Source organism: Amycolatopsis alkalitolerans (assembly GCF_006152065.1).
Taxonomy (GTDB): Bacteria; Actinomycetota; Actinomycetes; order Mycobacteriales; family Pseudonocardiaceae; genus Amycolatopsis_E; species Amycolatopsis_E alkalitolerans.
Map to the genome: position 1 here is coordinate 194,906 of NZ_VDFW01000007.1, position 25,289 is coordinate 220,194.

General features: G+C 71.3%; 30 protein-coding genes. 26 read left to right on the plus strand and 4 right to left on the minus strand.

What is annotated here, in order from left to right; translation table 11 throughout:
- Positions 1 to 14 precede the first annotated feature (14 nt).
- Positions 15 to 764, minus strand: coding sequence for a GntR family transcriptional regulator (locus tag FG385_RS11415; protein WP_139096633.1), 750 nt, complete (start codon positions 762 to 764; stop codon positions 15 to 17).
- Between the two features lie 98 nt (positions 765 to 862).
- Between FG385_RS11415 and FG385_RS11420 the strand changes: the two genes are divergently transcribed.
- Both FG385_RS11420 and FG385_RS11425 read left to right on the plus strand, forming a co-directional pair.
- Positions 863 to 1,171 (plus strand): glucose PTS transporter subunit EIIB, encoded by a 309-nt coding sequence (locus FG385_RS11420; RefSeq protein WP_139096634.1) that lies wholly within the window; start codon positions 863 to 865, stop codon positions 1,169 to 1,171.
- Positions 1,168 to 1,620, plus strand: a complete 453-nt coding sequence (locus FG385_RS11425; RefSeq protein ID WP_139096635.1) for a PTS sugar transporter subunit IIA — start codon at positions 1,168 to 1,170, stop codon at positions 1,618 to 1,620. Before FG385_RS11420 ends, FG385_RS11425 begins: the two co-directional genes overlap by 4 nt.
- Here the strand turns inward: FG385_RS11425 and FG385_RS11430 are convergent.
- Positions 1,617 to 2,066 carry a Rieske (2Fe-2S) protein gene (locus FG385_RS11430; protein ID WP_139096636.1) on the minus strand — a complete coding sequence of 150 codons (450 nt, stop codon included), beginning with the start codon at positions 2,064 to 2,066 and terminating at the stop codon, positions 1,617 to 1,619. The genes FG385_RS11425 and FG385_RS11430 overlap by 4 nt on opposite strands.
- Positions 2,067 to 2,169: 103 nt before the next feature.
- Here FG385_RS11430 and FG385_RS11435 point away from each other — a divergent pair, with 103 nt between their 5' ends.
- From FG385_RS11435 to FG385_RS11480, 10 genes are all read left to right on the plus strand, one after another.
- Positions 2,170 to 2,562 (plus strand): hypothetical protein, encoded by a 393-nt coding sequence (locus tag FG385_RS11435; protein ID WP_139096637.1) that lies wholly within the window; start codon positions 2,170 to 2,172, stop codon positions 2,560 to 2,562.
- Positions 2,559 to 3,071, plus strand: a complete 513-nt coding sequence (locus FG385_RS11440; protein WP_139096638.1) for a sigma-70 family RNA polymerase sigma factor — start codon at positions 2,559 to 2,561, stop codon at positions 3,069 to 3,071. Before FG385_RS11435 ends, FG385_RS11440 begins: the two co-directional genes overlap by 4 nt.
- Positions 3,068 to 3,709 (plus strand): anti-sigma factor family protein, encoded by a 642-nt coding sequence (locus tag FG385_RS11445; protein ID WP_139096639.1) that lies wholly within the window; start codon positions 3,068 to 3,070, stop codon positions 3,707 to 3,709. The genes FG385_RS11440 and FG385_RS11445 overlap by 4 nt, the downstream gene beginning before the upstream one ends.
- A 197-nt stretch (positions 3,710 to 3,906) precedes the next feature.
- On the plus strand, positions 3,907 to 4,590 hold the full coding sequence (locus FG385_RS11450) for a prepilin peptidase (RefSeq protein ID WP_235022517.1): 684 nt from the start codon (positions 3,907 to 3,909) through the stop codon (positions 4,588 to 4,590).
- Positions 4,591 to 4,623: 33 nt separating this feature from the next.
- On the plus strand, positions 4,624 to 5,811 hold the full coding sequence (gene aroC / locus FG385_RS11455) for a chorismate synthase (RefSeq protein WP_139096640.1): 1,188 nt from the start codon (positions 4,624 to 4,626) through the stop codon (positions 5,809 to 5,811).
- Positions 5,808 to 6,344: a shikimate kinase gene (locus tag FG385_RS11460; protein ID WP_200834404.1), complete on the plus strand. Its 537-nt coding sequence runs from the start codon at positions 5,808 to 5,810 to the stop codon at positions 6,342 to 6,344. The genes aroC and FG385_RS11460 overlap by 4 nt, the downstream gene beginning before the upstream one ends.
- A complete protein-coding gene (aroB, locus tag FG385_RS11465) occupies positions 6,341 to 7,450 on the plus strand; it encodes a 3-dehydroquinate synthase (RefSeq protein WP_139096641.1) in 1,110 nt (369 codons plus the stop codon). Before FG385_RS11460 ends, aroB begins: the two co-directional genes overlap by 4 nt.
- Entirely contained in the window at positions 7,447 to 7,878 is a 432-nt protein-coding gene (gene aroQ, locus FG385_RS11470; protein ID WP_139096642.1) for a type II 3-dehydroquinate dehydratase, read from the plus strand. The genes aroB and aroQ overlap by 4 nt, the downstream gene beginning before the upstream one ends.
- A complete protein-coding gene (locus tag FG385_RS11475) occupies positions 7,875 to 8,786 on the plus strand; it encodes a GNAT family N-acetyltransferase (protein WP_139096643.1) in 912 nt (303 codons plus the stop codon). Before aroQ ends, FG385_RS11475 begins: the two co-directional genes overlap by 4 nt.
- 45 nt (positions 8,787 to 8,831) lie before the next feature.
- On the plus strand, positions 8,832 to 10,334 hold the full coding sequence (locus FG385_RS11480) for a glycoside hydrolase family protein (protein ID WP_139096644.1): 1,503 nt from the start codon (positions 8,832 to 8,834) through the stop codon (positions 10,332 to 10,334).
- Here the strand turns inward: FG385_RS11480 and FG385_RS11485 are convergent.
- A complete protein-coding gene (locus FG385_RS11485; RefSeq protein ID WP_200834405.1) occupies positions 10,331 to 10,807 on the minus strand; it encodes a B-4DMT family transporter in 477 nt (158 codons plus the stop codon). The genes FG385_RS11480 and FG385_RS11485 overlap by 4 nt on opposite strands.
- Before the next feature lie 38 nt (positions 10,808 to 10,845).
- Between FG385_RS11485 and FG385_RS11490 the strand changes: the two genes are divergently transcribed.
- From FG385_RS11490 to nusB, 3 genes are read left to right on the plus strand one after another with little or no spacing between them, the layout of a single operon-like run.
- Positions 10,846 to 11,925 carry a M24 family metallopeptidase gene (locus FG385_RS11490; RefSeq protein ID WP_139096645.1) on the plus strand — a complete coding sequence of 360 codons (1,080 nt, stop codon included), beginning with the start codon at positions 10,846 to 10,848 and terminating at the stop codon, positions 11,923 to 11,925.
- Between the two features lie 52 nt (positions 11,926 to 11,977).
- Complete coding sequence (gene efp, locus FG385_RS11495; protein WP_139096646.1) at positions 11,978 to 12,541, plus strand: elongation factor P; 564 nt, start codon at positions 11,978 to 11,980, stop codon at positions 12,539 to 12,541.
- A complete protein-coding gene (gene nusB, locus FG385_RS11500) occupies positions 12,538 to 12,987 on the plus strand; it encodes a transcription antitermination factor NusB (protein WP_139096647.1) in 450 nt (149 codons plus the stop codon). The genes efp and nusB overlap by 4 nt, the downstream gene beginning before the upstream one ends.
- 67 nt (positions 12,988 to 13,054) lie before the next feature.
- Here nusB and bldD read toward each other — a convergent pair whose 3' ends face one another.
- The gene (gene bldD / locus FG385_RS11505) at positions 13,055 to 13,543 is read right to left on the minus strand and encodes a transcriptional regulator BldD (protein WP_020422358.1); all 489 of its coding nucleotides are present in this window, start codon (positions 13,541 to 13,543) and stop codon (positions 13,055 to 13,057) included.
- A gap of 244 nt (positions 13,544 to 13,787) precedes the next feature.
- Between bldD and pyrR the strand changes: the two genes are divergently transcribed.
- From pyrR to coaBC, 11 genes are all read left to right on the plus strand, one after another.
- Entirely contained in the window at positions 13,788 to 14,378 is a 591-nt protein-coding gene (gene pyrR, locus FG385_RS11510; RefSeq protein WP_139096648.1) for a bifunctional pyr operon transcriptional regulator/uracil phosphoribosyltransferase PyrR, read from the plus strand.
- Positions 14,375 to 15,304: an aspartate carbamoyltransferase catalytic subunit gene (locus tag FG385_RS11515; protein WP_139096649.1), complete on the plus strand. Its 930-nt coding sequence runs from the start codon at positions 14,375 to 14,377 to the stop codon at positions 15,302 to 15,304. The genes pyrR and FG385_RS11515 overlap by 4 nt, the downstream gene beginning before the upstream one ends.
- Positions 15,301 to 16,587, plus strand: a complete 1,287-nt coding sequence (locus FG385_RS11520; RefSeq protein WP_139096650.1) for a dihydroorotase — start codon at positions 15,301 to 15,303, stop codon at positions 16,585 to 16,587. Before FG385_RS11515 ends, FG385_RS11520 begins: the two co-directional genes overlap by 4 nt.
- Positions 16,587 to 17,096, plus strand: a complete 510-nt coding sequence (locus FG385_RS11525) for a PH-like domain-containing protein (protein ID WP_139096651.1) — start codon at positions 16,587 to 16,589, stop codon at positions 17,094 to 17,096. Before FG385_RS11520 ends, FG385_RS11525 begins: the two co-directional genes overlap by 1 nt.
- 85 nt (positions 17,097 to 17,181) lie before the next feature.
- Positions 17,182 to 18,375: a glutamine-hydrolyzing carbamoyl-phosphate synthase small subunit gene (carA, locus tag FG385_RS11530; RefSeq protein WP_139096652.1), complete on the plus strand. Its 1,194-nt coding sequence runs from the start codon at positions 17,182 to 17,184 to the stop codon at positions 18,373 to 18,375.
- On the plus strand, positions 18,375 to 21,692 hold the full coding sequence (gene carB / locus FG385_RS11535) for a carbamoyl-phosphate synthase large subunit (RefSeq protein ID WP_139096653.1): 3,318 nt from the start codon (positions 18,375 to 18,377) through the stop codon (positions 21,690 to 21,692). The genes carA and carB overlap by 1 nt, the downstream gene beginning before the upstream one ends.
- A gap of 8 nt (positions 21,693 to 21,700) precedes the next feature.
- Positions 21,701 to 22,540: an orotidine-5'-phosphate decarboxylase gene (gene pyrF / locus FG385_RS11540; RefSeq protein ID WP_139096654.1), complete on the plus strand. Its 840-nt coding sequence runs from the start codon at positions 21,701 to 21,703 to the stop codon at positions 22,538 to 22,540.
- Positions 22,541 to 22,707: 167 nt separating this feature from the next.
- A complete protein-coding gene (mihF, locus tag FG385_RS11545) occupies positions 22,708 to 23,025 on the plus strand; it encodes an integration host factor, actinobacterial type (RefSeq protein WP_139096655.1) in 318 nt (105 codons plus the stop codon).
- A 20-nt stretch (positions 23,026 to 23,045) separates the two neighbouring features.
- Positions 23,046 to 23,663, plus strand: a complete 618-nt coding sequence (gmk, locus tag FG385_RS11550) for a guanylate kinase (protein WP_235022518.1) — start codon at positions 23,046 to 23,048, stop codon at positions 23,661 to 23,663.
- A 16-nt stretch (positions 23,664 to 23,679) separates the two neighbouring features.
- Entirely contained in the window at positions 23,680 to 23,952 is a 273-nt protein-coding gene (rpoZ, locus tag FG385_RS11555) for a DNA-directed RNA polymerase subunit omega (protein ID WP_139096656.1), read from the plus strand.
- Entirely contained in the window at positions 23,945 to 25,168 is a 1,224-nt protein-coding gene (coaBC, locus tag FG385_RS11560) for a bifunctional phosphopantothenoylcysteine decarboxylase/phosphopantothenate--cysteine ligase CoaBC (protein WP_139096657.1), read from the plus strand. Before rpoZ ends, coaBC begins: the two co-directional genes overlap by 8 nt.
- The last annotated feature ends 121 nt before the right edge of the window (positions 25,169 to 25,289 follow it).

The following is a 25,289-nucleotide window of genomic DNA, read 5'->3' on the forward strand; positions in this document are numbered from 1 at the left end:
GCATACCTCCGTGTTCAGGCGGGGATGGTCGGGTCCAGTTGCATGCTGACCTGGTACCGATCGGCCCGGTACCAGGACGTCATGTCCTCGGCCGGTTCGCCACGGGCGGTGGAGATCCGGCGGAAGACGAGGAGCGGGGCGCCGGTGCGGATGCCGAGCAGCCGCGCGGTCTCCCGGTCCGCCGCTTCGGCCCAGACGGTCTGCCTGGCGCGGTCGAAGCGGAGGTCGTACTTCAGTGCGATCTGCTCGTACAGCGACCGGCTGAGGTCCAGTTCGAGCAGCCCGGGCAGCGGCCCGGGGTGGTACCAGCCCCGCTCGAGCGCGAGCGGGACCCCGTCGGCCCGGCGCAGGCGGGAGAGCCGGTACGCCTGCGCTCCGGCGGCCAGGCCGAGCGCGTTCGCGTTCGTGCGTGGCGGGATCTCCAGCAACCTCGCGAGTACCTCGGTCGTGGGCACGAGACCGCGCCGCCTCATGTCGCCGGTGAACGACATGAGGTACGGCCGCAACTCCATCCGCCGCGTCGCGGTGAAGGTGCCCTTGCCCCGTGCCCTGGTCAGCAGGCCCTCCTCGACGAGCTTCCCGATGGCGGACCGCACGGTCAGCCGGGACACGGCGTAGCGCTGCGCCAGTTCCCGCTCCGAGGGGATCGCGGAGCCGGGTGAGAGCTCCCGCTCGATCGAGCGGCGCAGGATCTCCCGCAGCTGCGCGTGTTTCGGCGTGGGGCCGTCGACCACCCGCCCGGTGGCGGCGTCGGGTGCCGCCATGCCGCCACCTCCCCTATGTTTCGGCTTCGTCGCGAGGTCTCGCCCCCGGCGCCGAAGATTGGTACGTTCCGGTCTAGACCATTTCTTGATGGGGCAGAATGCTCCGAACACCGTTGAGGTGTCAACCACCGTTACGGGAACGTGTTCAGACCAGTGAGAAGGAGGCCGCCGTGGCCGACGACAGGCCGGAAAAGATCCTCGCGGCGCTGGGCGGCGCCGACAACATCATCGAAATCGAAGGGTGCATCACGCGCCTGCGCTGCGAACTGGAGGACGGCTCGGTGGTGGACGAAGCGGCGCTGAAGAAGGCGGGCGCGCACGGCGTGATGAAGATGGGCGCGGCGGTCCAGGTGATCGTGGGCCCGGAGGCCGACACGATCGCCTCGGATATTCAGGACCTGCTGTGACGACAGTCGTCGCGAGCCCGGTGCCGGGGCGGGCGGTGCCGATGAGCGAGGTGCCCGATCCCGTGTTCGCGCAGGCGATGGTCGGGCCCGGGGTCGCAGTGGAGCCCGCCGGCGGCGAGCAGGAGGCGGTGGCGCCGATCGACGGCACCGTGGTGACGCTGCATCCGCACGCGTTCGTGGTCGCCGGCGCCGACGGCAAGGGGGTGCTCGTGCACCTGGGCATCGACACGGTAAAGCAGAAGGGCGAGGGCTTCACGCTGCACGTGGTGAAGGGCGAATCGGTACGGGCGGGGCAGCCGCTGATCCGGTGGAACCCCGACGCGGTGCGCGCGGCCGGCTACTCGCCCGTGGTCCCGGTAATCGCGCTCGACGCACCCGCGGAGGGGTTGTCGCAGCTGCGCACCGCCGGTTCGGTGACCGCCGGTGCGCAGCTGTTTTTGTGGAATTAGGCGGTTACGACGTTGCTCCCGTCGACCTTGACGGGGATCGACGGCAGCGGCCTCTCCGCCGGGCCCTTCTCCACCGCGCCGGTGAGCGCGTTGAACACCGAGCCGTGGCACGGGCAGTTGAGCTGGCCGCCCGACGGTGCGACCGTGCAGCCCTGGTGGGTGCAGATGGCGCTGAAGCAGGCCGCGGTGGTGTCGGTCGGGCGTGCCAGGATCGCCGGCTGGCCGCTCACGGTCACCGATTTGGCCTGCCCGACCGGCACCTCGGACAGTGCGCCGACGGTGGCGCCTGAAGGAGCGGGCGCCACCGGCGCTCCCGAGCTTCCGCTGGAGGTGGAGTTGCCCGAGTCGGTGCCACAGGCTGCCAGCGCGACCGCACCGGCGGCGGCACCGGCCACGGCCACGCCAGAGGTCAGGACGGTACGACGGGTGGGTGTTTCAGCAGTCATGCCCGTGATCACGTACTGACCCCCGGATCGGTTCACTGAACCTCGGCGGGGGTGTCCTCGTGGAAACGGTTGTACGTTTCGGAGTCGAGGAGAGGGGCTGGGCATGGTGGCGTGGGTGCTGCGGGTCCTGGTGATCCTGGGCCTGCTCGGGTCGGCGTGGGTGCACTACGACCTCTACGCGAATCAGGGTTACTCCGATATCGCCACGATCGGGCCCTTGTTCATGGTGAACGCGGTCGCCGGGGTGGTGATCGCGGTCGCGGTGCTGGTGTGGCAGCACTGGCTGCCGGCGCTGGGCGCGATCGGGTTCGGCGCGGTGACGTTGATCGCGTACCTGATCTCGCTGACCCCCGGCGGCCTGTTCGGGGTGCACGAGCGGTTCACGATGGCCTCGGAGGTGTGGGGCGTGGTCACCGAGGCCGGCTGTGTCGTGTTCGGGGCCGCGCTGATCTTCGTGCGGTCGCGGAGCGGGGCGAAGGCGGTCGCCCGGGTATGAAGGAAGCCGCGGACGACCAGTTGATGCGCGCGCTGCACGAGGATCACGCGGCCGCGCTCTGGTCCTACGCGCTCAGGCTGACCGGCGGAGACCGGGCCAGGGCCGAAGATCTGGTGCAGGAGACCCTGCTGCGCGCGTGGAAACATCCGCGGGTGCTGGACCAGTCGCAGGGGTCGGCCAGGGCCTGGTTGTTCACGGTGGCGCGGCGGATCGCGATCGACGGCTGGCGCTCGGCGGCCGCCCGGTCGGAGGTGATGACCGACGCGCCACCGGAGCTGGCCACCCCGGACGGAACGGAGCGGGCGTTGCAGGGCTGGCTCGTGGCCGAGGCACTGGGGGAGTTGTCGGCGGCGCACCGTGAGGTGCTGGGGCTGTGCTACTTCCAGGGGTACTCGGTCGCGGACGCGGCCAAGTTCCTCGGCGTGGCGCCCGGCACGGTGAAGTCGCGGACGCACTACGCGTTGCGGGCCCTGCGGCTCGCGCTGGAGGAGCGGGGGGTGACCCAGTGAGCAGGCCGGCGGACCGGTTCGAAACCTATGACGCGGCGTACGTGCTCGGTGCGCTGTCGCCTGAGGACCGCGCGGCATTCGAGGCACATCTGAAGGAGTGCCCGGACTGCGCGCGATCGGTGCAGGAGCTGGCCGGGCTGCCGGGGTTGTTGGCACAGGTGGAGCCGGAGATGGTGGATCCGGCGGAGCCGCCAGGCGGCACGCTGCCCTCGATCGTGGGCACCGTCCGCAGGATCCGGCGCCGCCGCACGGTCGCGACGTTCGCCGTCGGTGCGGTGGCGGCCGCCGCGGTGGCGGTGGCGGTGGTGCTGCCCCAGGGGCTGGGCGGCGATGGTGTCCCGGGCAGCCCGATGACCTCGCTGATCGGTGCCCCGGTCCAGGCGACGGTGGCGGTCGCCAAGGTCGACGGCGGGTCCAGAGTGGACATGTCGTGCGAGTACAAGGGAGCGAAACAGGGGGCGGACTACGTGCTGGTAGCCATCCGGCCCGACGGCACGGAACGGAACCTCGCGACCTGGTGGGCGAATCCCAACCGCACGGCGACGATGTCGCTCGACACGTCGATGGCCCCGGACCAGATCCGGTCTCTCGAGCTCCGGAGCGCCTCCGGGCTGACGCTGCTGCGCTGGCAGCCCTGACGTTCCGCACGACTTGCCCACTCGTGCGCGCACCAGTGGGCAAGTCGTGCCGGGCCGTTCGTACCAATCCGACCACGGTCGCGGCTATCCGGCCTGCGTAGCGCCGGTTGCGCGGTGCTTCGGGTCTATCTACCTCTGGCCGGATCGGCACAACTCGTTCTTGCGAGCGCGATCGCCGCTGGTGAAGGCTCGAACGCGTGATCGAAGAACTTCGCCATATCGCCGGATTCGCCGTTCTCGCCGGTGCCGCCGGGCCGGTCTGCGCCGTACTGCTCGCCCTCGCCGGTGCGGCGCTGGCCATGCTCGGCTCAGCCGCCCTCGCCCGGGCACGTGCCCCGGCCCCCGTGCCGCTCGCCCCGGTCGCGGCGGTCGCGGCGGCGCTCGGGCTGGTCACGGCGTGGCGCTGGCTCGGTGGCGCCTGGCCGTTCTGGTGGCTCCCGGTCCCGTTGGCGCTGGCCGCGCTCGCGGTGCCGCTCGCCGCGGCCGATCTGCGGCACCGTCGCCTGCCCGACGCGCTCACGTTGCCGGCGTACCCGATCCTCGTGGCGGCTGTGTGCGCGGCGGCGCTCGCGGGTCCCGGTCCGGGCCTGGTGCTGCGCGCGCTGGGCGGTGCCGCGCTGTTCGGCGGCCCGCACCTGCTGGCTCATGCCCTGTCCCGGCGCTCGCTCGGCGCGGGAGACGTCAAGCTGGCCGGCGCGCTCGGCGCCGTGCTCGGCGCGGTGAGCTGGGTGTCGCTCGCGGTCGCGGCCGCGCTCGCCGCCATCGCCGCGGTGGTTCTGGCCGTGGTGCGCCGCTGGGAACGCGGGGTGCCGCACGGGCCCGGGTTGCTGTTCGCGACTTGGCTGGTCGCGGTCTTTCCCGGCACAGCCATGGGCGCTTGAGCCTGGCGACGTGCGACGTGACAGGATCGTGAGGTGTTGCGCTGGATAACCGCAGGTGAATCGCACGGGCCCGCGCTGGCCGCCGTGCTGGAAGGGATGGTGGCCGGAGTCGAGGTCACCACCGCCGAGGTGGGCGAGCAGCTCGCCCGCCGGCGGCTCGGTTTCGGCCGGAGTCCCCGGATGGGCTTCGAGACCGATCACATCGAGTTCCTCGGCGGTGTCCGGCACGGCCTGACCCAGGGCGGCCCCATCGCCGTCCACATCGACAACGCCGAATGGCCCAAATGGGAAAAGGTCATGGCGGCCGATCCGGTCGACCCGGCCGAGCTGGAGGGTCTCGCCCGCAACGAGCCGCTGACCCGTCCCCGCCCCGGCCACGCGGACCTGCCGGGCATGCAGAAGTACGGGTTCACCGAGGCCCGCCCGGTCCTGGAACGGGCGAGCGCGCGCGAGACCGCGTCCCGCACGGCGCTCGGCACAGTGGCGCGCGCGTTCCTGCGGCAACTGCTGGGCGTGGAGATCATCAGCCACGTGATCTCCATCGGCGCCGCCGAGGCACCGGAGGGCCCGCTGCCCGGCCCCGGCGACCTCGCGGCGATCGACGAGAGCCCGGTTCGGGCGTTCGGCCAGGAGGCCACCGGCGCGATGATCGCGGAGGTCGACGCGGTGCGGAAGGCGGGTGACACGGTCGGCGGCGTGATCGAGGTGATCGCGTACGGGCTGCCGCCGGGCCTCGGTTCGCACGTCCACTGGGATCGCAGGCTCGACGCCCGCCTCGCCGGCGCGCTGATGGGCGTGCAGGCGATGAAGGGCGTCGAGGTCGGCGACGGTTTCACCACGGCCCGCCGCTGGGGAAGCCAGGCGCACGACGAGATCGACCGCGGGTCCGGTCCCGTCGGCGTGACCCGGCGGTCGAACCGCGCGGGTGGTCTCGAAGGCGGCATCACCAACGGGGAACCGCTGCGGGTCCGGGTCGCGATGAAGCCGATCTCGACCGTCCCCAAAGCACTGTCCACTGTGGATGTCGCGACGGGTGAGCCGGCGGTCGCGATCCACCAGCGTTCCGACGTGTGTGCGGTACCGCGCGCCGGAGTCGTGCTGGAGTCGGTCGTCGCGCTGATCCTCGCCGACGCGGCGCTGGAGAAGTTCGGCGGCGATTCGCTCGCCGAGAGCAGGCGCAACGCCGAGGGCTACCTCGAGGCACTGGAGGAGCGGTGGTGAAGCCCTGCATCGTGATCGCCGGGCCGCCGGGGTCCGGCAAGAGCACCGTCGGCCCGCTGCTCGCGGCGGAGCTCGGCGTGCCGTTCCGGGACAGCGATGACGACATCGTCGCGCGCGCGGGCCGGCCGGTCGCCGACATCTTCGCCACAGACGGGGAGCCCGCCTTCCGCGAGCTCGAAGCGGAGGTCATCGCCGAGGCGCTGCGCGAGCACGAAGGCGTGCTGTCCGTCGGCGGCGGCTCGGTGCTGACACCCGTCACCCAGGACCGGTTGCGCGGGCATCACGTGGTGTTCCTCAACGTGGGTTTCGCGGTCGGCGTGCGGCGTGTCGGGCTGTCGACCGCGCGCCCGCTGCTGGCCGGGGTGAACCCGCGCGCCACGTACCGTGAGCTGCTCGAGGCACGGCTGCCGGTCTACCGCGCGGTCGCCACGATGGAGGTCGGCACCGACGAGCGCACGCCCGAAGAGGTCGTGGCCGTCATCGCGGCCCAGCTGACGGAAGAAGCGGAGAAGACGGGGGAGAAGACACGGTGACCGAACCGGTGCGGATCCAGGTCGCGACCGGCCGCCCGTACGAGGTGGTGCTCGGCCGTGGCCTGCTCGGCGAGCTCACCGACGTGGTGCGGGACGCGTCGAAGATCGCGATCTTCCACCCGCCCACCCTGACCACGACGGCCGAAGCGATCCGCGACGAGCTGGGCGGGGCCGGTCTCGACGCCCACCGGGTCGAGATCCCCGACGCCGAGGACGGCAAGGCGCTGACGGTGGCCGGCTTCTGCTGGGAGGTGCTGGGCCGGATCGGCCTCGACCGGCGGGGCGTGATCGTCGGGCTCGGCGGCGGCGCCGTCACCGATCTCGCCGGCTTCGTCGCCGGCACCTGGATGCGCGGGGTGCGGCTGGTCAACGTGCCCACCACGCTGCTGGGCATGGTCGACGCGGCGGTCGGCGGCAAGACCGGGATCAACACCGAGGCCGGCAAGAACCTGGTCGGTGTCTTCCACGAGCCCACCGCGGTGCTGGCCGACCTCACCACGCTGGAAACCCTGCCGCCCAACGAACTCGTCGCCGGGATGGCCGAGGTCGTCAAGGCCGGGTTCATCGCCGATCCGGCGATCCTCGACCTCGTCGAGGCCGATCCCGCCGGGGCGATCGACACCCAGGGCGAGGTCCTCGGTGAGCTGGTGCGCCGCTCGATCCAGGTGAAGGCCGACGTCGTGGCGGCCGATCTGCGCGAGTCCGATCTGCGCGAGATCCTCAACTACGGTCACACCCTCGGCCACGCGATCGAGCGGCGCGAGCGCTACCGGTGGCGCCACGGCGCGGCGGTCAGCGTCGGGCTCGTGTTCGCCGCCGAACTGGCCCGGCTCGCCGGCCGTCTCGACGACGCGACCGCGCACCGTCATGCGAAGGTGCTGAAGCTGCTCGGCCTGCCGACGAGCTACGACGCGGACGCGCTGCCGCAGTTGCTGGAAACGATGCGCGGGGACAAGAAGACGCGCTCGGGTGTCCTGCGGTTCGTGGTGCTGGACGGTCTCGCGAAGCCGGGCCGTCTCGAAGGGCCGGATCCGGCACTGCTCGCGGCCGCGTACTCGGCCGTCGCGGACGGCGAGCCGGGCCAGTCCGGGAGCGTGCTGCTGTGAAAGTGTTCGTGCTCAACGGTCCCAATCTCGGGCGCCTCGGCAAACGGGAGCCGGCCGTGTACGGCTCGACGACGTATGCCGATCTCGTGGAACTGTGCGTCAGGACCGGCGGCGAACTGGGCCTGGACGTCGAGGTACGCCAGACCGATCACGAGGGCGAAATGGTCGGCTGGCTGCACGAGGCCGCCGACGGCGGTTTCCCGGTGGTGCTCAACGCCGGGGCCTGGACGCACTACTCCGTCGCCGTCCGGGACGCTGCGGCCCAGCTGACCGCGCCCCTGCTCGAACTGCACATCTCGAACGTGCACAAGCGTGAGGAGTTCCGCCACCACAGCGTCCTGTCCGATATCGCGACGGCCGTCATCGCAGGTCTCGGCGTACCCGGCTACCCCCTCGCGCTGCGCTGGCTGGCCGAAAACGCGAAGTGACCGTTCCCGTCCTGCGCACGCCCCGGCTCAGGCTGCGCGGTCTTGACCCGTCCGACGGCGAAGCGATCCTGCGGATCTTCGCCGATCCCGGGCGGAGCCGGTACCTCGCGGCCGACTTCAGTGACCCGTCGCGGTGCCGCGCGATGATCGAGCGGCGCCTCGCCTACCGCGGGCCCGAAGGGCTCGGGCACTGGGCGATCGAGCGCGGCGGCACCGTGATCGGCGTCGCGCATCTGCGGCCGTCCGGCGTGCTGCCCGAAGGTACCGCCGAGATCGGGTACTTCCTCGACCCCGCGCACGGTGGCCACGGTTTCGCGACCGAAGCCGTCGCCGCGCTGCTCGACCACGGGTTCGCCACCGTGAGCCTGCCCGCGGTGTGGGCGCTCGTCCACGAGTCCAATGTGGCCAGTCTGAAACTGGCCCGGCGGCTCGGTTTCCACGATGTCGGTGCCGAGGAGCACTACGGCGCGCGGCACCGGGTGCACGTCGCGCTGCCGGGGAAACCCGGTCACCTGCACCACGTCGAGCTGTGGGTGCCGGATCTCGCGCGGGCCGAAGCCAGCCTCGGCTGGCTGCTCACCGAACTCGGCTGGCGCGAGTACCAGCGCTGGCCGGACGGCGTCAGCTGGAAGCTCGGCGCCACCTACCTCGTCGTCGAACGTTCACCGGCCCTGACCGCTGAGCAGCACGACCGGTGCCGCCCCGGGCTCAATCACCTCGCGCTGCATGCCGACACCGCGCGGCGCGTCGACGAACTCGCCGGGGCCGCCGCGCGGCACGGCTGGCGACCACTGTTCGGCGAGAAGTACCCCCACGCCGGCGGGCCCGCGCACTACGCCGCCTATCTGGCGAACGAGGACGGTTTCGAGATCGAGCTGGTGGCGGTCCGCGTCACCCCACCGGGCTAATCCTCTCTACACTTGGTGGGCCGTAAGAGAGAGGGTCACCACCATATGCGCGGGTTCCGTCATCGGCTGGCCGCTGCGCTGCTGACCGTCGCGCTCGGCGCGGCGGCGGCCGCCTGCAGCCCGGGCACCGCGCAGACCCAGGCCGAAGGCCCGGCCGGCGGGCTGGGCGGCACGCCGGCTTCCCGGGAGCCCGCCCCGTCGAACGTCGCGCTCAGCACGGCGGCCGACCGCGACAGTTCGGGCGTCGTGGCGGCCGGCGGAGCGGGCGCGCCCTACAACTACGGGCCGACCGTCATGATCGAGGGCGGCAAGGTCCGGATGTGGTGGTGCAGCCAGTACCCGTTCGCGCTCCCGCCGGGAGACGACATCCTCTACGGCGAATCGGCCTCGCTCGACGGCCCCTTCACCGGGCCCGGTGGCGGCGCGCCGCCCGCGGTGCTTTCGGGCGATCCCGGCCATTTCGACGGGGCGCACACGTGCGATCCCTCGGTCATCCGGGTCGACGGGATCTACTACCTCTACTACACCGGCGCGGCGGGCGATCACGCCCTCGGCAACGCGATCGGGCTCGCCACCAGCACCGACGGCCTCACCTGGACCCGGGTCCCGGGCCCGATCGTCAGCCCGTCGCACGATGTGCACCGCGACAACCTCTACGGCGTCGGCCAGCCTGCGGCGGTCTACCTCGACGGCTGGTTCTACCTGATGTTCACCGACACCACGGGCAGCGGCGCCGGGTGGAACGGGGCCGGCCAGTTCATCCTGCGCGCCAAGGACCCGACCTTCGCCGTCGGCGTAGAATCCTTGACGGGCAAGGGTTTCACCGCCGTCGCGAGCACCACGGCGCCACGCACGACCTCGGTGGTGGACGCCTTCAGCGCCGATCTCGAATGGGTCGACGCGCTCGGCGCCTTCGCGATCGCGCACGAGACGCAGGGCGGCACCACCCTCACCTTCTGGAACCGCGACTTCACCGCGCATCCCTACCAGGCGGTGACGATCCCCGGCCCCTGGCAGGAAGGCCCCGGCCTGGTTCGCCGGCCCGACGGCCACGCGCCCGCCGAAACGGCGGACCCCTGCGGCCGGGTCCCGTTCGACGTCATGCGCGCGACACGCGTCGGCGAGGCGAACGCCCCCACCGACCTGCGGCATTTCGGCCTCGACGTGACCGGCATCCAGGGCTGCGCGGACGCGCGGCGCACGCTCGGCGTGCTCGACGGGTTCGCCATGCCTTCGCCGGTGCGCACGATGGACCTCGTCGTCGACGGCAAGGTGGTCCGGATCGACCGCCGCTCGGTTGCCGAGCAACTCGCCACCCATGTGCTGGACCAGCGGATCGCCGCGCTCGACGGCGTGCCCGTGGCCGCGCACCTGGGCTCGGGTGCCCCCGCGGTGCAGGCACCCGGTCTTGGCCTCGGGTTCCTCCTGGACGGGAAGCTGTGGCCGGCGCACCCGAACTCGGTCGCGTCGCTCAACGGCTCCGCCGTCGAGCCGGTCAGCGCGGCACGGTGGCATTCCTACCCGCAGGCCGCGACGCTGGGGAACTAATCCTGCCTGGCTCGCGGTGAAGGCGAAGGCGCGCGCCGCCGCCGTGGGGTGGGGGACGGCTTTTCGTCCGCCGGAGCCGGTTCGGGCCGGGTGAGCCGGGCGCCGACGAACAGGCCGAGCCCCGCGGGCACCAGGATCAGCAGCGCGGTGAACGCGGCGCCGCCGGTCAGCGCCGGTTGTACCTCGGAGGTTCCGGCCTGGTCGACGAAGATGCCGCGGCCGATCACGTACAGCACGCCGGAGGCCAGGCCCGCGAACAGCGCGGCGATCACCCAGGTGCGCCCCGAGTCCGGGCGGCGAAGCCAGGCGTCGACCGCGCTCCACAGCGCGGCCGCGCCGACCAGCAGCGCGATCACGACGATCTTCGTGGTGAGCAGACCGGTCGGGTCGTACACGTTCGCCTTCGCCAGCGCGGTGTCGGCGACGCCGTGCAGCACCGCCATCAGGAGTCCGCGCGTCAACCAGGGCCGCATCGTGCCACTGTAAGACAACCCGCAAGTAAGGTGACCAGGTGCCTGATCTCCATGTTCCCCGCCGGGACGCGCTGCGCGAACTGGTCCGCCAGGCGGGAGCCGACGCGCTGCTCGTCACGAACCTGCTGAACATCCGCTACCTGACCGGGTTCACCGGCTCGAACGCGGCGCTGCTGCTCGACGCCGAAGGCGACGAACGCACCCTGTTCTGCACCGACGGCCGCTACGTCACGCAGGCCGGCGCCGAGGTGCCCGACCTCGAACTGGTCGATGACCGGGCCAGTGCCGCGGCGCTCGCCAAACGCGCGCGGGGGCGCACCGGTTTCGAAAGCCACCACGTCAGCGTCGAGCAGTTCGAAGCGCTCAAGACACTGGCCGACGAGGCGGAACTCGTCCGCCTGCCCGGTCTCGCCGAGCGGCTGCGGCTGGTCAAGGACGAGCACGAGATCGATGCCGTGCGCCGTGCCTGCGCCGCCGCCGACGCCGCACTGGCCGGCCTCGTCGAACGGGGCGGGATCCGGCCCGGCCGCACCGAACTCGAGGTCGCGCGCGAGCTGGAAAACCTCATGCTCGACCACGGTTCGGAGGCGCGGTCGTTCGAGTCCATCGTCGCGACCGGGGCGAATTCGGCGATCCCGCACCATCGGCCGACCGGCGCCGTGCTCGCCGCCGGGGACTTCCTCAAGCTCGACTTCGGCGCGACCGTCGAGGGCTACCACTCCGACATGACCCGCACGCTCGTGCTCGGCCACGCCGCGGACTGGCAGCGCGAACTGTACGAACTCGTCGCCGAGGCGCAGGCCGAGGGCACCGCGGCGGTCCGGCCGGGCGCGGTGACGAAGGAGGTCGACAAGACCGCGCGCGAGGTCATCGAGCGGGCCGGCCACGGCGACGAGTTCGCCCACGGTCTCGGGCACGGCGTCGGGCTCGAGATCCACGAGGCACCCAACCTGGCGAAGAAGGGCGACGGTACACTTGCCGCTGGTATGACGGTCACCGTCGAGCCAGGGGTCTATCTCGCCGGCCGCGGTGGCGTGCGCATCGAGGACACGCTGGTCGTGCGGGACCCGGCTCCCGAACTCCTCACCCTGAGCGGCAAGGAACTCGTGGTCGTCTAGGTGCGAGCACGGAGCGGACACTGAAAAATTCATTAGGAGAACTGGACTACCCGTGGCCACCACCAACGACCTGAAGAACGGCCTGGTGCTCAACCTCGACGGACAGCTGTGGTCCGTCGTCAGCTTCCAGCACGTCAAGCCGGGCAAGGGCGGCGCCTTCGTGCGCACCACCCTCAAGCACGTGCTCTCCGGCAAGGTGGTGGACAAGACGTTCAACGCCGGGACCAAGGTGGACACCGCCACCGTCGACCGGCGGAACATGACGTACCTGTACAACGACGGCACCGACTACGTGTTCATGGACGGCGAGACGTTCGACCAGATCACCGTCCCGCGCGCGACGGTCGGCGACGCCGCGAACTACCTGCTGGAGAACACCGAGGCCCAGGTCGCCACGCACGAGGGCGAGCCGCTGTACGTCGAGCTGCCCACGTCGGTCGAGCTGGTCATCCAGCACACCGATCCGGGCCTGCAGGGCGACCGGTCCACCGGCGGCACCAAGCCGGCCACGCTGGAGACCGGCGCGGAGATCCAGGTCCCGCTGTTCCTCTCGACCGGCGAGAAGGTCAAGGTCGACACCCGCGACGGGCGGTACCTGGGCAGGGTCTCGTCTTGAGTTCACCGGCAGGCAGGCGCGGTGGCCAGGTCGGCCGCCGCGCTTCGCGCAGGCGCGCGGTGGAGATCCTCTACGAAGCCGCGCAGCGTTCCCTCGATCCGGTGACGCTGCTGTCCGAGCGGGTCGGCTCGACGGCGGTGGAGCCGATCGGGGACTACACGATTTCGCTCGTCGAAGGCGTCGGGGCGCACCGCGAGCGCATCGACGAACTGCTCAGCGAGCACGCGCAGGGCTGGACGCTCGACCGGATGCCGCCGGTCGATCTGGCCGTCCTGCGGGTCGGCGTCTACGAGCTGCTCTGGGCCGCGGACGTGCCCGACCCGGTCGCGATCGACGAGGCGGTCGGGCTGGCCAAGGAGCTCTCGACCGACGATTCGCCCCGGTTCGTCAACGGCGTACTCGGCCGCATCGGCACGATCGCCGACCGCCTCCGCGCGGTCCTGTAAACGAGGGCCCGCGCTATCGGCACCGGGCGGGGTTCGCCCCCGGAGGGCACGATTTCGCCCGGCTCGCTCAGTCTTCCTTGGCCGGCCTGGCCTCGGGCGGCAGCACGCCCCAGTCGATGAGCTGCTCGGTGAGCTCACCCGGGGTCATGTCGTAGATGATCGCGAGCGAGCGCAGGTCCTCGGTGCGGATCGAGAGCACCTTGCCGTTGTAGTCACCGCGCTGGCTCTGGATCGTCGCCGCGTAGCGGGCGAGCGGGCCGACCTTCTCGGCCGGCAGCTGCTGGAGCCGCTCGAGGTTGATCACGATCTTCGTCGCGGGCTCGGCGCCCGAGGGGACGCGGCCCTCGGGGAGCAGTTCGACGACCGGTACACCGTAGAAGTCGGCCAGTTCGGCCAGCTTCTGTACGGTCACCGCGCGGTCCCCGCGCTCGTAGGACCCGACGACGACCGCCTTCCAGCGGCCCCCGGACTTCTGCTCGACCCCGTGCAGGGACAGGCCCTGCTGCTGGCGGATACCGCGGAGCTTGGCCCCGAGCGCCTTGGCGTAATCGCCCATCTGGTGGTTCTCCGTTTCCTCGCCCAGCCGGTCGGGAGGACCGCCGTGGGACTGCCGCACTGAATACTCAGAGTAATGGTTACGCATTGTCGTCACCAGGTCAAGCAATTGCTGCCCCGGGAAGGGGGCATACCACCCGCTCAGGCGCCCGGCACGCCCTGTTATTGTCAGGAGGATTTCCTGGCCAAGCAGGAGATCGACATCCTTTAAGGACCCGTCCCGTGAGGCGGGGAAGGAGTCTGCCGTGGCGTCACGCCCTCGTGGCGCGACGGAGCCGGGCGGCGAGCGCGAGTTACTCTCCTCCGGCGATGTCGCGCGCACCATCGCCCGAATGGCCCATCAGGTCATCGAGAAGACGGCCCTCGGTGCCGAGTCGGGTGATCTGCCCGTTCTTCTCGGAATTCCCACCCGCGGCACCTCGCTCGCCGGCCGCCTGGCCGAGCGCGTCGCCGAGTTCGCCGGCGTCGAACCGCCCACCGGAGCGCTGGACATCACGCTCTACCGCGACGATCTGCGCCGCCGCCCGACCCGGCCACTGGCCTCGACCGAACTGCCCGGCACCGGGATCGACGACCGGATCGTGATCCTCGTCGACGACGTGCTGTTCTCCGGCCGCACGGTCCGCGCCGCGCTCGACGCCCTGCGCGATCACGGCCGCCCGCGCGCGGTCCAGCTCGCGGTACTGGTGGACCGGGGCCACCGCGAGTTCCCCATCCGCGCGGACTACGTGGGCAAGAACGTGCCCACCTCGCGTGCCGAGGAGGTGCACGTGCTGCTGGCCGAGGTGGACGGGCGCGACGCCGTGGTGCTGCGCGGAAGGGAAGAAGGCGAATGAAGCACCTGCTGGCCACCGACGGGCTCGACCCGCAGGTCGCGACCGCCGTGCTCGACACCGCCGACGAGCTGAAGAAGACGCTGCTGGGCCGCGAGGTGCGCAAGCTGCCGACGCTGCGCGGCCGCACGGTCATCACGCTGTTCTACGAGAACTCCACCCGCACGCGGGTCTCGTTCGAGATCGCGGGCAAGTGGATGAGCGCCGACGTCGTCAACGTCTCCTCGGGCGGGTCCTCGGTCGGCAAGGGCGAGTCGCTGCGCGACACCGCGCTGACGCTCGCCGCGGCCGGTGCGGACTGCGTGATCATCCGGCATCCGGCTTCGGGCGCCGCGCACCGGCTCGCGGGCTGGCTGTCCGACGCGGGCACGGCCGTGGTCAACGCCGGCGACGGGATGCACGAGCACCCGACGCAGGCCCTGCTGGACGCGGCGACCCTGCGGGAGCGGCTCGGGAAGCTCGACGGCCGCCGGATCGCGATCGTCGGCGACGTGCTGCACAGCCGCGTCGCGCGCTCGAACGTCCACCTGCTCACCGCGCTCGGCGCCGAGGTGGTGCTGGTCGCGCCGCCGACGCTGCTGCCGGCCGGGGTCGAGGCGCTGCCGGTCACGGTGTCGCACGAGCTGGACGCCGAACTGCCCGGGGTGGACGCCGTGATGATGCTCAGGGTGCAGGCCGAACGCATGACCGGCGGGTTCTTCCCGTCGGCGCGCGAGTACTCGATCGCCTACGGGCTCAGCGAAACGCGCCTGAAGATGCTGCCGGAGCACGCCGTCGTCCTGCATCCGGGGCCGATGCTGCGCGGGATGGAGATCGCCTCCGCGGTCGCGGACGCGCCGTCGTCCGCGATCACCGAGCAGGTCCGCAACGGGGTGCACGTGCGGATGGCCGTGCTGTACCACCTGCTGGCGGGGGAGGAAGAGAAGTGAGCGTGCTGATCAAGGGAGCCCGGCTCTACGGCGAGGGCGACCCGGTGGATGTGCTGGTCGCCGATGGGCTCATCAGCGCTATTGGCGCGGTCGAGGCGCCCGAGGGTGCCGAGGTGATCGAGGCGGCCGGCCAGGCGCTGCTGCCCGGGTTCGTCGACCTGCACACCCACCTGCGCGAACCGGGCCGCGAGGACGCCGAGACGATCGAGACGGGCTCGGCCGCCGCCGCGCTCGGCGGGTACACCGCGGTGTTCGCGATGGCCAACACCGATCCGGTCGCCGACAACGCGGTCGTCGTCGAGCACGTGTGGCGGCGCGGTCGCGAGACCGGGCTCGTGGATGTGCACCCGGTGGGCGCGGTCACGGTGGGGCTCGCCGGGGAGAAGCTCGCCGAACTGGGCACGATGGCCAAGTCGGTGGCCGGGGTCCGGATGTTCTCCGACGACGGGCACTGCGTGTCCGACCCGCTGCTCATGCGCCGCGCGCTGGAGTACTCGACGGCGCTGAACGCCGTCGTCGCGCAGCACGCGGAGGAGCCCCGGCTCACCATCGGCGCGCAGGCGCACGAAGGCGAGACAGCCTCCCGGCTCGGGTACGCGGGCTGGCCCGCCTCGGCCGAGGAGTCGATCGTCGCGCGTGACTGCATCCTCGCGAAGCACGCGGGCGCGAAGCTGCACGTCTGCCACGTCTCGACGGCGGGCACGGTGGACGTGCTGCGCTGGGCGAAGGATCGCGGCACCGAGGTGTCCGCCGAGGTCACCCCGCATCACCTGTTGCTGACCGACGAGCGTCTCGCCACCTACGACCCGGTCAACAAGGTCAACCCGCCGCTGCGCACGGGCGGGGACGCGGCGCGCCTGCGGGCCGCGCTCGCGGAGGGTGTCATCGACTGCGTCGCCACCGACCACGCGCCGCATCCGGTGCAGGACAAGGACACCGAGTGGGCGGTCGCGAAACCCGGCATGCTCGGCCTGCAGACCGCGCTGTCGGTGGTCACCGAGACGATGGTCCGCACGGGCCTGCTCGACTGGCGCGGCGTCGCCCGCGTGCTGAGCGAGCGCCCGGCGGAGATCGCGGGACTGCCCGACCAGGGCCGCCCGCTGGTCACCGGCGAACCGGCGAACCTCGTGCTCGTCGACCCGGATGCCGAGTGGACGGTGCGGGGCGTGGAACTCGCGAGCCTCGCCGCGAACACCCCGTACGAAGGGATGCGGCTGCCGGGCGTGGTGACCCTCACGCTGCTGCGCGGGCGGATCACCGCGCGCGAAGGGAAGATTGAGTGATGGAACGCTTCGCGCTGGTCTTGATCGTGCTCGCCTTCTTCCTGCTCGCCGTGTGGGGTATGCGAGCCGGCTGGCGACGACGCGCGCGGTCGCAGAGCGTTCGCGTACCGCCGTTCCCGCAGGTGCCCGGCGAGCCGGGCGAGCCGGGCCTGGAGGCCGCCGGGCTGTATGTCAGCACCACGACGGCCGGCGACTGGCAGAACCGGATCGTCACCCGTGGCATGGGCCTGCGTGGCCGGGCGGTGTTGCGCCGCTACGCCGGCGGCGTCGAAGTCGACCGGGCGGGGGCGCCCGGGTTCTGGATCCCCGAGGACGCGATCGCCGGGGTCCGCCGCGGCAGCGCGATCGCCGGGAAGGTGATGGGCACCGACAGCCTCCTGATCATCACGTGGCGCCTCGGTGAGGTGGAACTCGACACCGGGTTCCGCGGGGACGACCACGGCGACTATCCACAGTGGATCGAGAGCTTGGGGCGCAGTACCGATCCGACCGAAAGTAGGCCGACGTGATCAACCGGAAGCCGACCTACGCCAGGCGGATCGCCGTGGCTGCCGGTCGGATTGGTATGGATCGACACAGTAAGGGAGGGGCCCAATGACGACACCGGCCGCGTTGGTGCTGGAGGACGGCCGGGTGTTCCGCGGCTCGGCGTACGGGGCGCAGGGCGCCACGCTCGGCGAAGCGGTGTTCTGCACCGGCATGACCGGGTACCAGGAGACGCTGACCGACCCGTCCTACTGCGGGCAGATCGTGGTGCAGACGGCGCCGCAGATCGGCAACACCGGGTGGAACGACGAGGACGACGAGTCGGCCCGGATCTGGGTGCGCGGTTACGTCGTGCGCGATCCGGCCCGCACGCCCTCGAACTGGCGCTCGCGCCGTTCCCTCGACGACGAGCTGTCGAGCCAGGGGATCGTCGGCATCTCCGGAGTGGACACTCGCACTCTGACCCGCCACCTGCGCGAACGGGGCGCGATGCGGTCCGGGGTGTTCTCCGGCGAGGCACTGGCCGATGTGGACACGATGGTGAACGAGGTGCTGGCCAGCCCACCGATGAAGGGCGCAAATCTGGCCGGCGCGGTCACCACGGCGCGGCCGTACGTCGTGCCGCCGGTGGGGGAGCGGCGGTTCCGCGTCGCCGCGCTGGATCTCGGCATCAAGTCGAACACGCCGCGGCAGATGAGCAGGCGCGGGATCGAGGTGCACGTCCTGCCCGCGTCGAGCACGATCGAGGATCTGCTCGCGGTCGAGCCGGACGGGGTGTTCCTGTCCAACGGCCCGGGCGACCCGGAGACCCAGGCGCACGCGATCGGGCTCACGGCGGAGACGCTGCGCCGCGAGCTTCCGCTGTTCGGCATCTGCTTCGGCAACCAGATCCTCGGCCGCGCCCTCGGGCTCGGCACGTACAAGATGCGCTACGGCCACCGCGGCATCAACATCCCGGTGATCGACATCGAGACCGGCAAGGTCGCGATCACCGCGCAGAACCACGGGTTCGCCCTCGAAGGCGAGCCGGGCCAGGTCTTCGACTCGCCGTTCGGCGCCGCGAAGATCAGCCACTACTGCCCGAACGACGGCTGTGTCGAAGGCATCCGCTGCACGGACGTGCCGGCCTTCTCGGTGCAGTACCACCCGGAGGCGGCGGCTGGGCCGCACGACGCCGCTCCGCTGTTCGATGAGTTCGTGACCTTGATGGAGGCTCGCGCGAGGCACGATCGCGCAGCCCAGCCCGCGGGGGCCGACCGGGTGCGGGTGTCCCGCATGACACAGGGAAAGAAATCCGACTGATGCCGAAGAGGACAGACATCGAGCACGTGCTCGTCATCGGGTCTGGCCCGATCGTGATCGGGCAGGCCGCCGAGTTCGACTACTCGGGCACGCAGGCCTGCCGGGTGCTGCGCGAGGAGGGCCTGCGGGTCAGCCTCGTCAACTCCAACCCGGCGACGATCATGACCGATCCGGAGTTCGCCGACGCCACCTACATCGAGCCGGTGACCGCGGACTTCGTGGAGAAGGTCATCGCGGCGGAGCGACCCGACGCGCTGCTGGCCACGTTGGGCGGGCAGACCGCGCTCAACACGGCGGTCGCGCTGCACGACCGGGGCGTGCTGAAGAAGTACGGGGTCGAGCTGATCGGGGCCGATATCGACGCGATCGAGCGTGGTGAGGACCGGCAGAAGTTCAAGGACATCGTCCGCGCGATCGGCGGCGAAGTGCCGCGCAGCAAGGTCTGCCATTCGATGGACGAGGTGCGCGCGACCGTCGCCGAACTCGGCCTGCCGGTCGTCATCCGCCCGTCGTTCACGATGGGCGGGCTCGGCTCCGGAGTGGCGCACACCGACGAGGAACTGGAGCGGCTCGCGTCGGTCGGGCTCGCGGAGTCGCCGGTCACCGAGGTGCTCATCGAGGAGAGTGTGCTCGGCTGGAAGGAGTACGAACTCGAGCTGATGCGCGACCGCCACGACAACGTGGTGGTGATCTGCTCGATCGAGAACGTCGACGCGATGGGCGTGCACACCGGTGATTCGGTGACCGTCGCGCCCGCGATGACCCTGACCGACCGCGAATACCAGCACATGCGGGACGTGGGCATCGCGGTGCTGCGCGAGGTCGGCGTGGACACCGGCGGCTGCAACATCCAGTTCGCCGTCAACCCGCGTGACGGGCGGCTGGTCGTGATCGAGATGAACCCGCGCGTGTCCCGTTCGTCCGCGCTCGCGTCGAAGGCCACCGGTTTCCCGATCGCCAAGATCGCCGCGAAGCTCGCGATCGGTTATACCCTCGACGAGATCCCCAATGACATCACCGGCGAGACGCCGGCCTCGTTCGAGCCGACGCTGGACTACGTCGTGGTCAAGGTGCCGCGGTTCGCCTTCGAGAAGTTCCCCGGTGCCGACCCGCGGCTGACCACGACGATGAAGAGCGTCGGCGAGGCGATGGCGCTGGGCCGCAGCTTCCCCGAGGCGCTCGGCAAGGCCATGCGGTCGATCGACACCAAGGCCGCCGGGTTCTGGACGCGTCCCGACCCAGAGGGCGCCACGCTGGAGAACACCCTCGAAACGCTGCGCAGCCCGCACGACGGCCGCCTGTACGCGGTCGAGCGGGCGCTGCGCCTGGGCGCGACCGTCGAGCAGGTGCACGAGGCGAGCGGGTACGACCCGTGGTTCATCGACCAGATCGCGCTCATCGGCGAGGTCGGCGCCCAGGTGCGGGACGCGCCGGTGCTCGACGCGGACCTGCTGCGCGTGGCCAAGCGCACCGGCCTGTCCGACCAGCAGATCGCCGCCCTGCGGCCGGAACTGGCGGGCGAGGACGGCGTGCGGGCGCTGCGGCACCGCCTCGGCGTGCGCCCGGTGTTCAAGACGGTGGACACCTGCGCCGCCGAGTTCGCCGCGAAGACGCCGTACCACTACTCGGCCTACGAATCGGACGCGGAGGCTGCCGAATCCGAGGTCGCGCCCCAGCGCGACAAGCCGAAGGTGCTGATCCTCGGTTCGGGGCCGAACCGCATCGGCCAGGGCATCGAGTTCGACTACTCGTGCGTGCACGCCGCGATCGCGCTGCGCGAGGCCGGGTTCGAGGCCGTCATGGTCAACTGCAATCCGGAGACCGTGTCCACCGACTACGACACGTCCGACCGCCTGTACTTCGAGCCGCTGACGTTCGAGGACGTCCTCGAAGTCGTCTACGCCGAGCAGAACTCGGGCACCGTCGCCGGGGTCATCGTGCAGCTGGGCGGGCAGACCCCGCTGAGCCTGGCCAAACGCCTCGGCGACGCGGGCGTGCCGATCGTCGGCACCTCGCCGGAGGCCATCCACCTGGCCGAGGATCGCGGCGCGTTCGGCGAGGTGCTCGGCGACGCGCGCCTGCCCGCGCCGAAGTACGGCACCGCCACCTCGTTCGAGGGCGCGAAGCGGATCGCGGACGAGATCGGCTATCCGGTGCTGGTGCGCCCGTCCTACGTGCTCGGCGGGCGCGGGATGGAGATCGTCTACGACGAGGCGTCCCTTGCCGGGTACATCCAGCGGGCCACCGAGGTCACGCCGGAGCATCCGGTGCTCGTGGACCGCTTCCTCGACGACGCGATCGAGATCGACGTGGACGCCCTCTACGACGGCGAAGAGCTGTATCTGGGCGGTGTGATGGAGCACATCGAGGAGGCCGGGATCCACTCCGGCGACTCTTCGTGCGCGCTGCCACCCATCACGCTCGGCCGCCAGGACCTCGAGACCGTACGTGTGTCGACCGAGGCCATCGCGCGCGGCGTCGGCGTGCGGGGGCTGCTCAACGTGCAGTACGCGCTCAAGGACGACGTGCTCTACGTCCTGGAGGCCAACCCGCGCGCCTCCCGCACGGTGCCGTTCGTGTCCAAGGCGACCGGCGTGCCGCTGGCCAAGGCGGCCTCGCTGATCATGACCGGGTCGGGCATCAAGGACCTGCGCGCCCGCGGCGTGCTGCCCGCCGAGGGCGACGGCGGGCAGCTGCCGGCGGACTCGCCGGTCGCGGTCAAGGAGGCCGTGCTGCCCTTCCACCGCTTCCGCACCCCGGAAGGCAAGGGCGTCGACTCGCTGCTCGGGCCGGAGATGAAGTCCACCGGCGAGGTCATGGGCGTGGACACCTCGTTCGGTGAGGCGTTCGCGAAGTCACAGGCCGGGGCCTACGGTTCGCTGCCGACCTCGGGGAAGGTGTTCGTGTCGGTCGCCAACCGCGACAAGCGCGCGCTGGTGTTCCCGGTCAAGCGGCTGGCCGACCTCGGCTTCGAGATCCTCGCGACCTCGGGCACCGCCGAGGTGCTGCGGCGCAACGGGGTGGCCTGCACCGAGGTACGCAAGCACAGCGAAGGGTCCACCGAGACCGAGCCGAACGTCGTGGACATCATCCTCGGCGGCGGGGTCAACATGGTGATCAACACTCCGTACGGCAACAGCGGGCCCCGCATCGACGGCTACGAGATCCGCACCGCCGCGGTATCGCGTGACATCCCGTGTATCACCACGGTGCAGGGAGCGGCGGCCGCGGTGCACGGCATCGAGGCGCTCATCCGGGGCGAAATCGGGGTCCGGTCGCTGCAGGATCTGCAGGCCGCGCTCCGGGCACGATCGTGACCGCGACGATGCCCGGCGGGGCAGAAACCGCTGCTCCATTCGGGCGAAGGTTGGCGGAGAAAATCCGGGCACGGGGAGCGTTGTGCGCCGGAATCGACCCGCATCCGGGGCTGCTGGACGCCTGGGACCTGCCCCGGACTGTGCCCGGACTGGAAAAATTCGCCCTCTCCGCGACCGAGATCCTGGCCGCCGAGGTAGCGGTGATCAAGCCCCAGTCGGCCTTCTTCGAGGCCTTCGGGGCGGGCGGGATCGCCGTTCTGGAGCGTGTGCTCGCGGTGGCCCGCGAGGCCGGCGCGCTCGTGCTGCTGGACGTCAAGCGTGGTGACATCGGCTCGACGATGGGCGCCTACACCGCCGCGTATCTGGACGGTCACAGCGCGCTCGCGGCGGACGCCGTGACGGTCTCGCCCTACCTCGGATTCGGCTCGCTCGCGCCCGCGATCGAGGCCGCCCGGGCCGGGGGGAGGGGCCTGTTCGTGCTCGCCCGGACCTCCAACCCGGACGCCGCTGCGCTGCAGAACGCGTTGCTGCCCAACGGAAAGACGGTCGCCCAGTCCATAGTGGACGAGGTGGCCGCCGTCAACGCCGGCACCGGGCCGCTCGGCGACGTCGGCGTCGTCGTCGGCGCCACGGTCAGCCCTGGCGAGCTGGACCTGAGCGCGCTGGGCGGCCCGGTGCTCGCGCCCGGTTTCGGGGCTCAGGGGGCCACCGTGAGCGATCTTCGGGCGCTGTTCGGCCGGGACCTGCGGGGCGTGCTCGCGGCGTCGTCGAGGGACCTGCTGCGGCGTGGTCCCGACCCGGCGGCGCTGCGCGCGGGGGTGCGCGAGATCCAGGCTTCGATCAGGTAGCAAAGGTGACAACAAGTATTCGAATGACGGGTAGTGGCCGGGCTCCGGAGGGTTAATATCAGGCCTCGGACCGGGAACTTACCGGCCACCCCCGCATTGTCGCGGGTATCCGGGGGTGGGTACCGTCGCGTCACCCACCCGGAATTTTGAGTACTACGGAGGAAAACGTGGCACTTCCCCAGCTGACCGAGGAACAGCGCAAGGCAGCGCTGGAGAAGGCCGCTGCCGCCCGTCGTGCCCGTGCCGAGCTCAAGGAACGCCTCAAGCGGGGCGGTACGACCCTGACCGACGTGCTCAAGCAGGCGGACGAGGACGAGGTCCTCGGCAAGATGAAGGTGTCCGCCCTGCTCGAGGCCCTCCCCGGCGTCGGCAAGAAGCGTGCCCAGCAGACGATGGAGCGCCTGGAGATCGCACCGAGCCGGCGCTTGCGCGGCCTTGGCGACCGGCAGCGCAAGGCGCTGCTGGCCGAGTTCAGCGGCGAGTGAGCGGCATACACGACGACCACGTGGCAGCGGCCGGTCCGACCGGCCGGGCGACGCACGGTGAGCCGGTTCCGGGGCAGCGCTCCCGGCGCCGGCTCACCGTCGTCTCGGGTCCTTCCGGCGTCGGCAAGTCGAGCGTCGTCGGCGAGCTGCGACGGCTGGACCCGGACGTCTACTTCAGTGTTTCGGTGACCACCCGGCCGGCGCGGCCCGATGAGGTCGACGGCGAGCACTACCACTTTATCGACCGGGCCATGTTCGACAAGATGGTCCGCGCCGGTGAGCTGCTCGAGCACGCGGAATTCGCCGGCAACTGCTACGGCACCCCGCGCGAGCCCGTCGAGCGGGCGCTCGCCGAAGGCAGGCCCGCGGTGCTCGAGATCGAGCTGCAGGGCGCCCGCCAGGTCCGCGCGGCGATGCCCGACGCGCGCCTGGTGATGCTGATGCCGCCCTCCTGGGAGGAGCTGGTCGGCCGGCTCACCGGCCGCGGCACCGAGGAGGAGGCCGCCGTCGAGGCCCGTCTCGCCGAGGCCGAGCGGGAGCTGGCCGCGGCGGGTGAGTTCGACGCCCGCGTCGTGAACGCCGACGTGACCGAGGCCGCGCGCCAGTTGTTAGACTTGATGAACACGGACTTCTCATGATTCGGGAGCACAACGAGTGACCGCAGCGCTGGGTACCCATGGTGACGAGCTCGAAGGCATCACCAACCCGCCGATCGACGACCTGCTGGCCAAGGTCAGCTCCAAGTACGCGCTGGTGATCTACGCCGCCAAGCGCGCCCGCCAGATCAACGACTACTACGCCCAGCTGGGCGAGGGGCTGCTCGAGTACGTCGGCCCGCTGGTGGAGCCGGGCCCGCGCGAGAAGCCGCTGTCGATCGCGCTGCGCGAGATCCACGGCGGCTTGCTCGAGCACACCGAAGGTGAGTGACCAGCCCCGGGTCGTCCTGGGCGTGGGCGGCGGGATCGCCGCCTACAAGGCCTGTGAGGTGCTGCGCGGGCTGACCGAGTCCGGTCACGACGTCCGCGTGGTGCCTACCGAAGCCGCGCTGAACTTCGTCGGCGCGGCCACGTTCGAAGCGCTGTCCGGGCATCCGGTGCACACGGACGTGTTCACCGACGTGCCCGAGGTGCAGCACGTCCGCGTGGGCAAGGAAGCCGATCTGGTCCTCGTGGTCCCCGCGACCGCCGACCTGCTCGCCCGCGCGGCGCACGGCCTCGCCGGTGACCTGCTGACCAGCACGCTGCTCACTGCGCGCTGCCCGGTCGCGTTCTTCCCGGCGATGCACACCGAGATGTGGGAGCACCCCGCCACCCGCGACAACGTGGCGCTGCTGCGTTCGCGCGGCGCGGTCGTCGCGGAGCCCGCGTCCGGTCGGCTCACCGGCGCCGACACCGGCAAGGGCCGTCTCCCGGACCCGTCCGAGATCGTCGACCTCGCCCGCCTGCTGCTCGCTGAGCCGCGCGCGCTGCCGCGGGATCTCGAAGGGCTGCGGATCGTCGTCTCCGCGGGGGGCACCCGCGAGCCGCTCGACCCGGTCCGTTACCTGGGCAACCGGTCCTCGGGCAAGCAGGGCTACGCGCTGGCCCGGGTGGCCGCGCAGCGCGGCGCCGAGGTCACCCTCGTCGCCGGGCACACCGCCGAACTGCCCGTTCCCGCCGGGGCCGGACTCCGCCGCGTGTCGAGCGCCGAGGAGATGCGCGTCGCCGTGCGCCAAGCCGCCGGGACCGCGGACGTCGTGGTGATGGCCGCCGCGGTGGCCGACTTCCGGCCGGCCACGCACGCGGACTACAAGATCAAGAAATCGGACGACCAGCCCGACCCGCTGATCACGCTGGAGCGCAACGCCGACATCCTCGCCGAACTGGTCGCGAACCGGGGGCCCCGCCAGACGATCGTCGGGTTCGCCGCGGAGACCGGTGATCAGGACGGCTCGGTGCTGGACCACGCGCGCGCGAAGCTCAAGCGCAAGGGCTGCGACCTGCTGGTGGTCAACGCCGTCGGCGAAGGCAGGGCGTTCGAGGTCGAGGACAACGCGGGCTGGCTGCTTTCGGCCGATGGCGCGGAACGTCCGATCCCGCTCGGGTCGAAATCACAGCTGGCGGCCACAGTGTGGGACGCGGTGGCAGACTTCATCCACCGGTAGCGGGTCGCCTGACTACGCTGGACCCGGGTTGGGCCCGATTGAGTTGATGGGATGTGACGAGCACCGTGACCGATTCGAGCCGCAGGTTGTTCACGTCGGAGTCTGTGACGGAGGGGCATCC

Bases quoted from the DNA above. Each gene is read 5' to 3' on its own strand.
- FG385_RS11415 (WP_139096633.1), bottom strand. From the start codon at position 764: ATGGCGGCACCCGACGCCGCCACCGGGCGGGTGGTCGACGGCCCCACG.
- FG385_RS11480 (WP_139096644.1), top strand. From the start codon at position 8,832: ATGCGCGGGTTCCGTCATCGGCTGGCCGCTGCGCTGCTGACCGTCGCG.
- FG385_RS11420 (WP_139096634.1), top strand. From the start codon at position 863: ATGCTCCGAACACCGTTGAGGTGTCAACCACCGTTACGGGAACGTGTT.
- FG385_RS11430 (WP_139096636.1), bottom strand. From the start codon at position 2,066: ATGACTGCTGAAACACCCACCCGTCGTACCGTCCTGACCTCTGGCGTG.
- carB (WP_139096653.1), top strand. From the start codon at position 18,375: ATGCCGAAGAGGACAGACATCGAGCACGTGCTCGTCATCGGGTCTGGC.
- bldD (WP_020422358.1), bottom strand. From the start codon at position 13,543: ATGGGCGATTACGCCAAGGCGCTCGGGGCCAAGCTCCGCGGTATCCGC.
- FG385_RS11515 (WP_139096649.1), top strand. From the start codon at position 14,375: ATGAAGCACCTGCTGGCCACCGACGGGCTCGACCCGCAGGTCGCGACC.
- FG385_RS11435 (WP_139096637.1), top strand. From the start codon at position 2,170: ATGGTGGCGTGGGTGCTGCGGGTCCTGGTGATCCTGGGCCTGCTCGGG.
- carA (WP_139096652.1), top strand. From the start codon at position 17,182: ATGACGACACCGGCCGCGTTGGTGCTGGAGGACGGCCGGGTGTTCCGC.
- FG385_RS11525 (WP_139096651.1), top strand. From the start codon at position 16,587: ATGGAACGCTTCGCGCTGGTCTTGATCGTGCTCGCCTTCTTCCTGCTC.
- pyrF (WP_139096654.1), top strand. From the start codon at position 21,701: ATGCCCGGCGGGGCAGAAACCGCTGCTCCATTCGGGCGAAGGTTGGCG.
- FG385_RS11440 (WP_139096638.1), top strand. From the start codon at position 2,559: ATGAAGGAAGCCGCGGACGACCAGTTGATGCGCGCGCTGCACGAGGAT.
- FG385_RS11485 (WP_200834405.1), bottom strand. From the start codon at position 10,807: ATGCGGCCCTGGTTGACGCGCGGACTCCTGATGGCGGTGCTGCACGGC.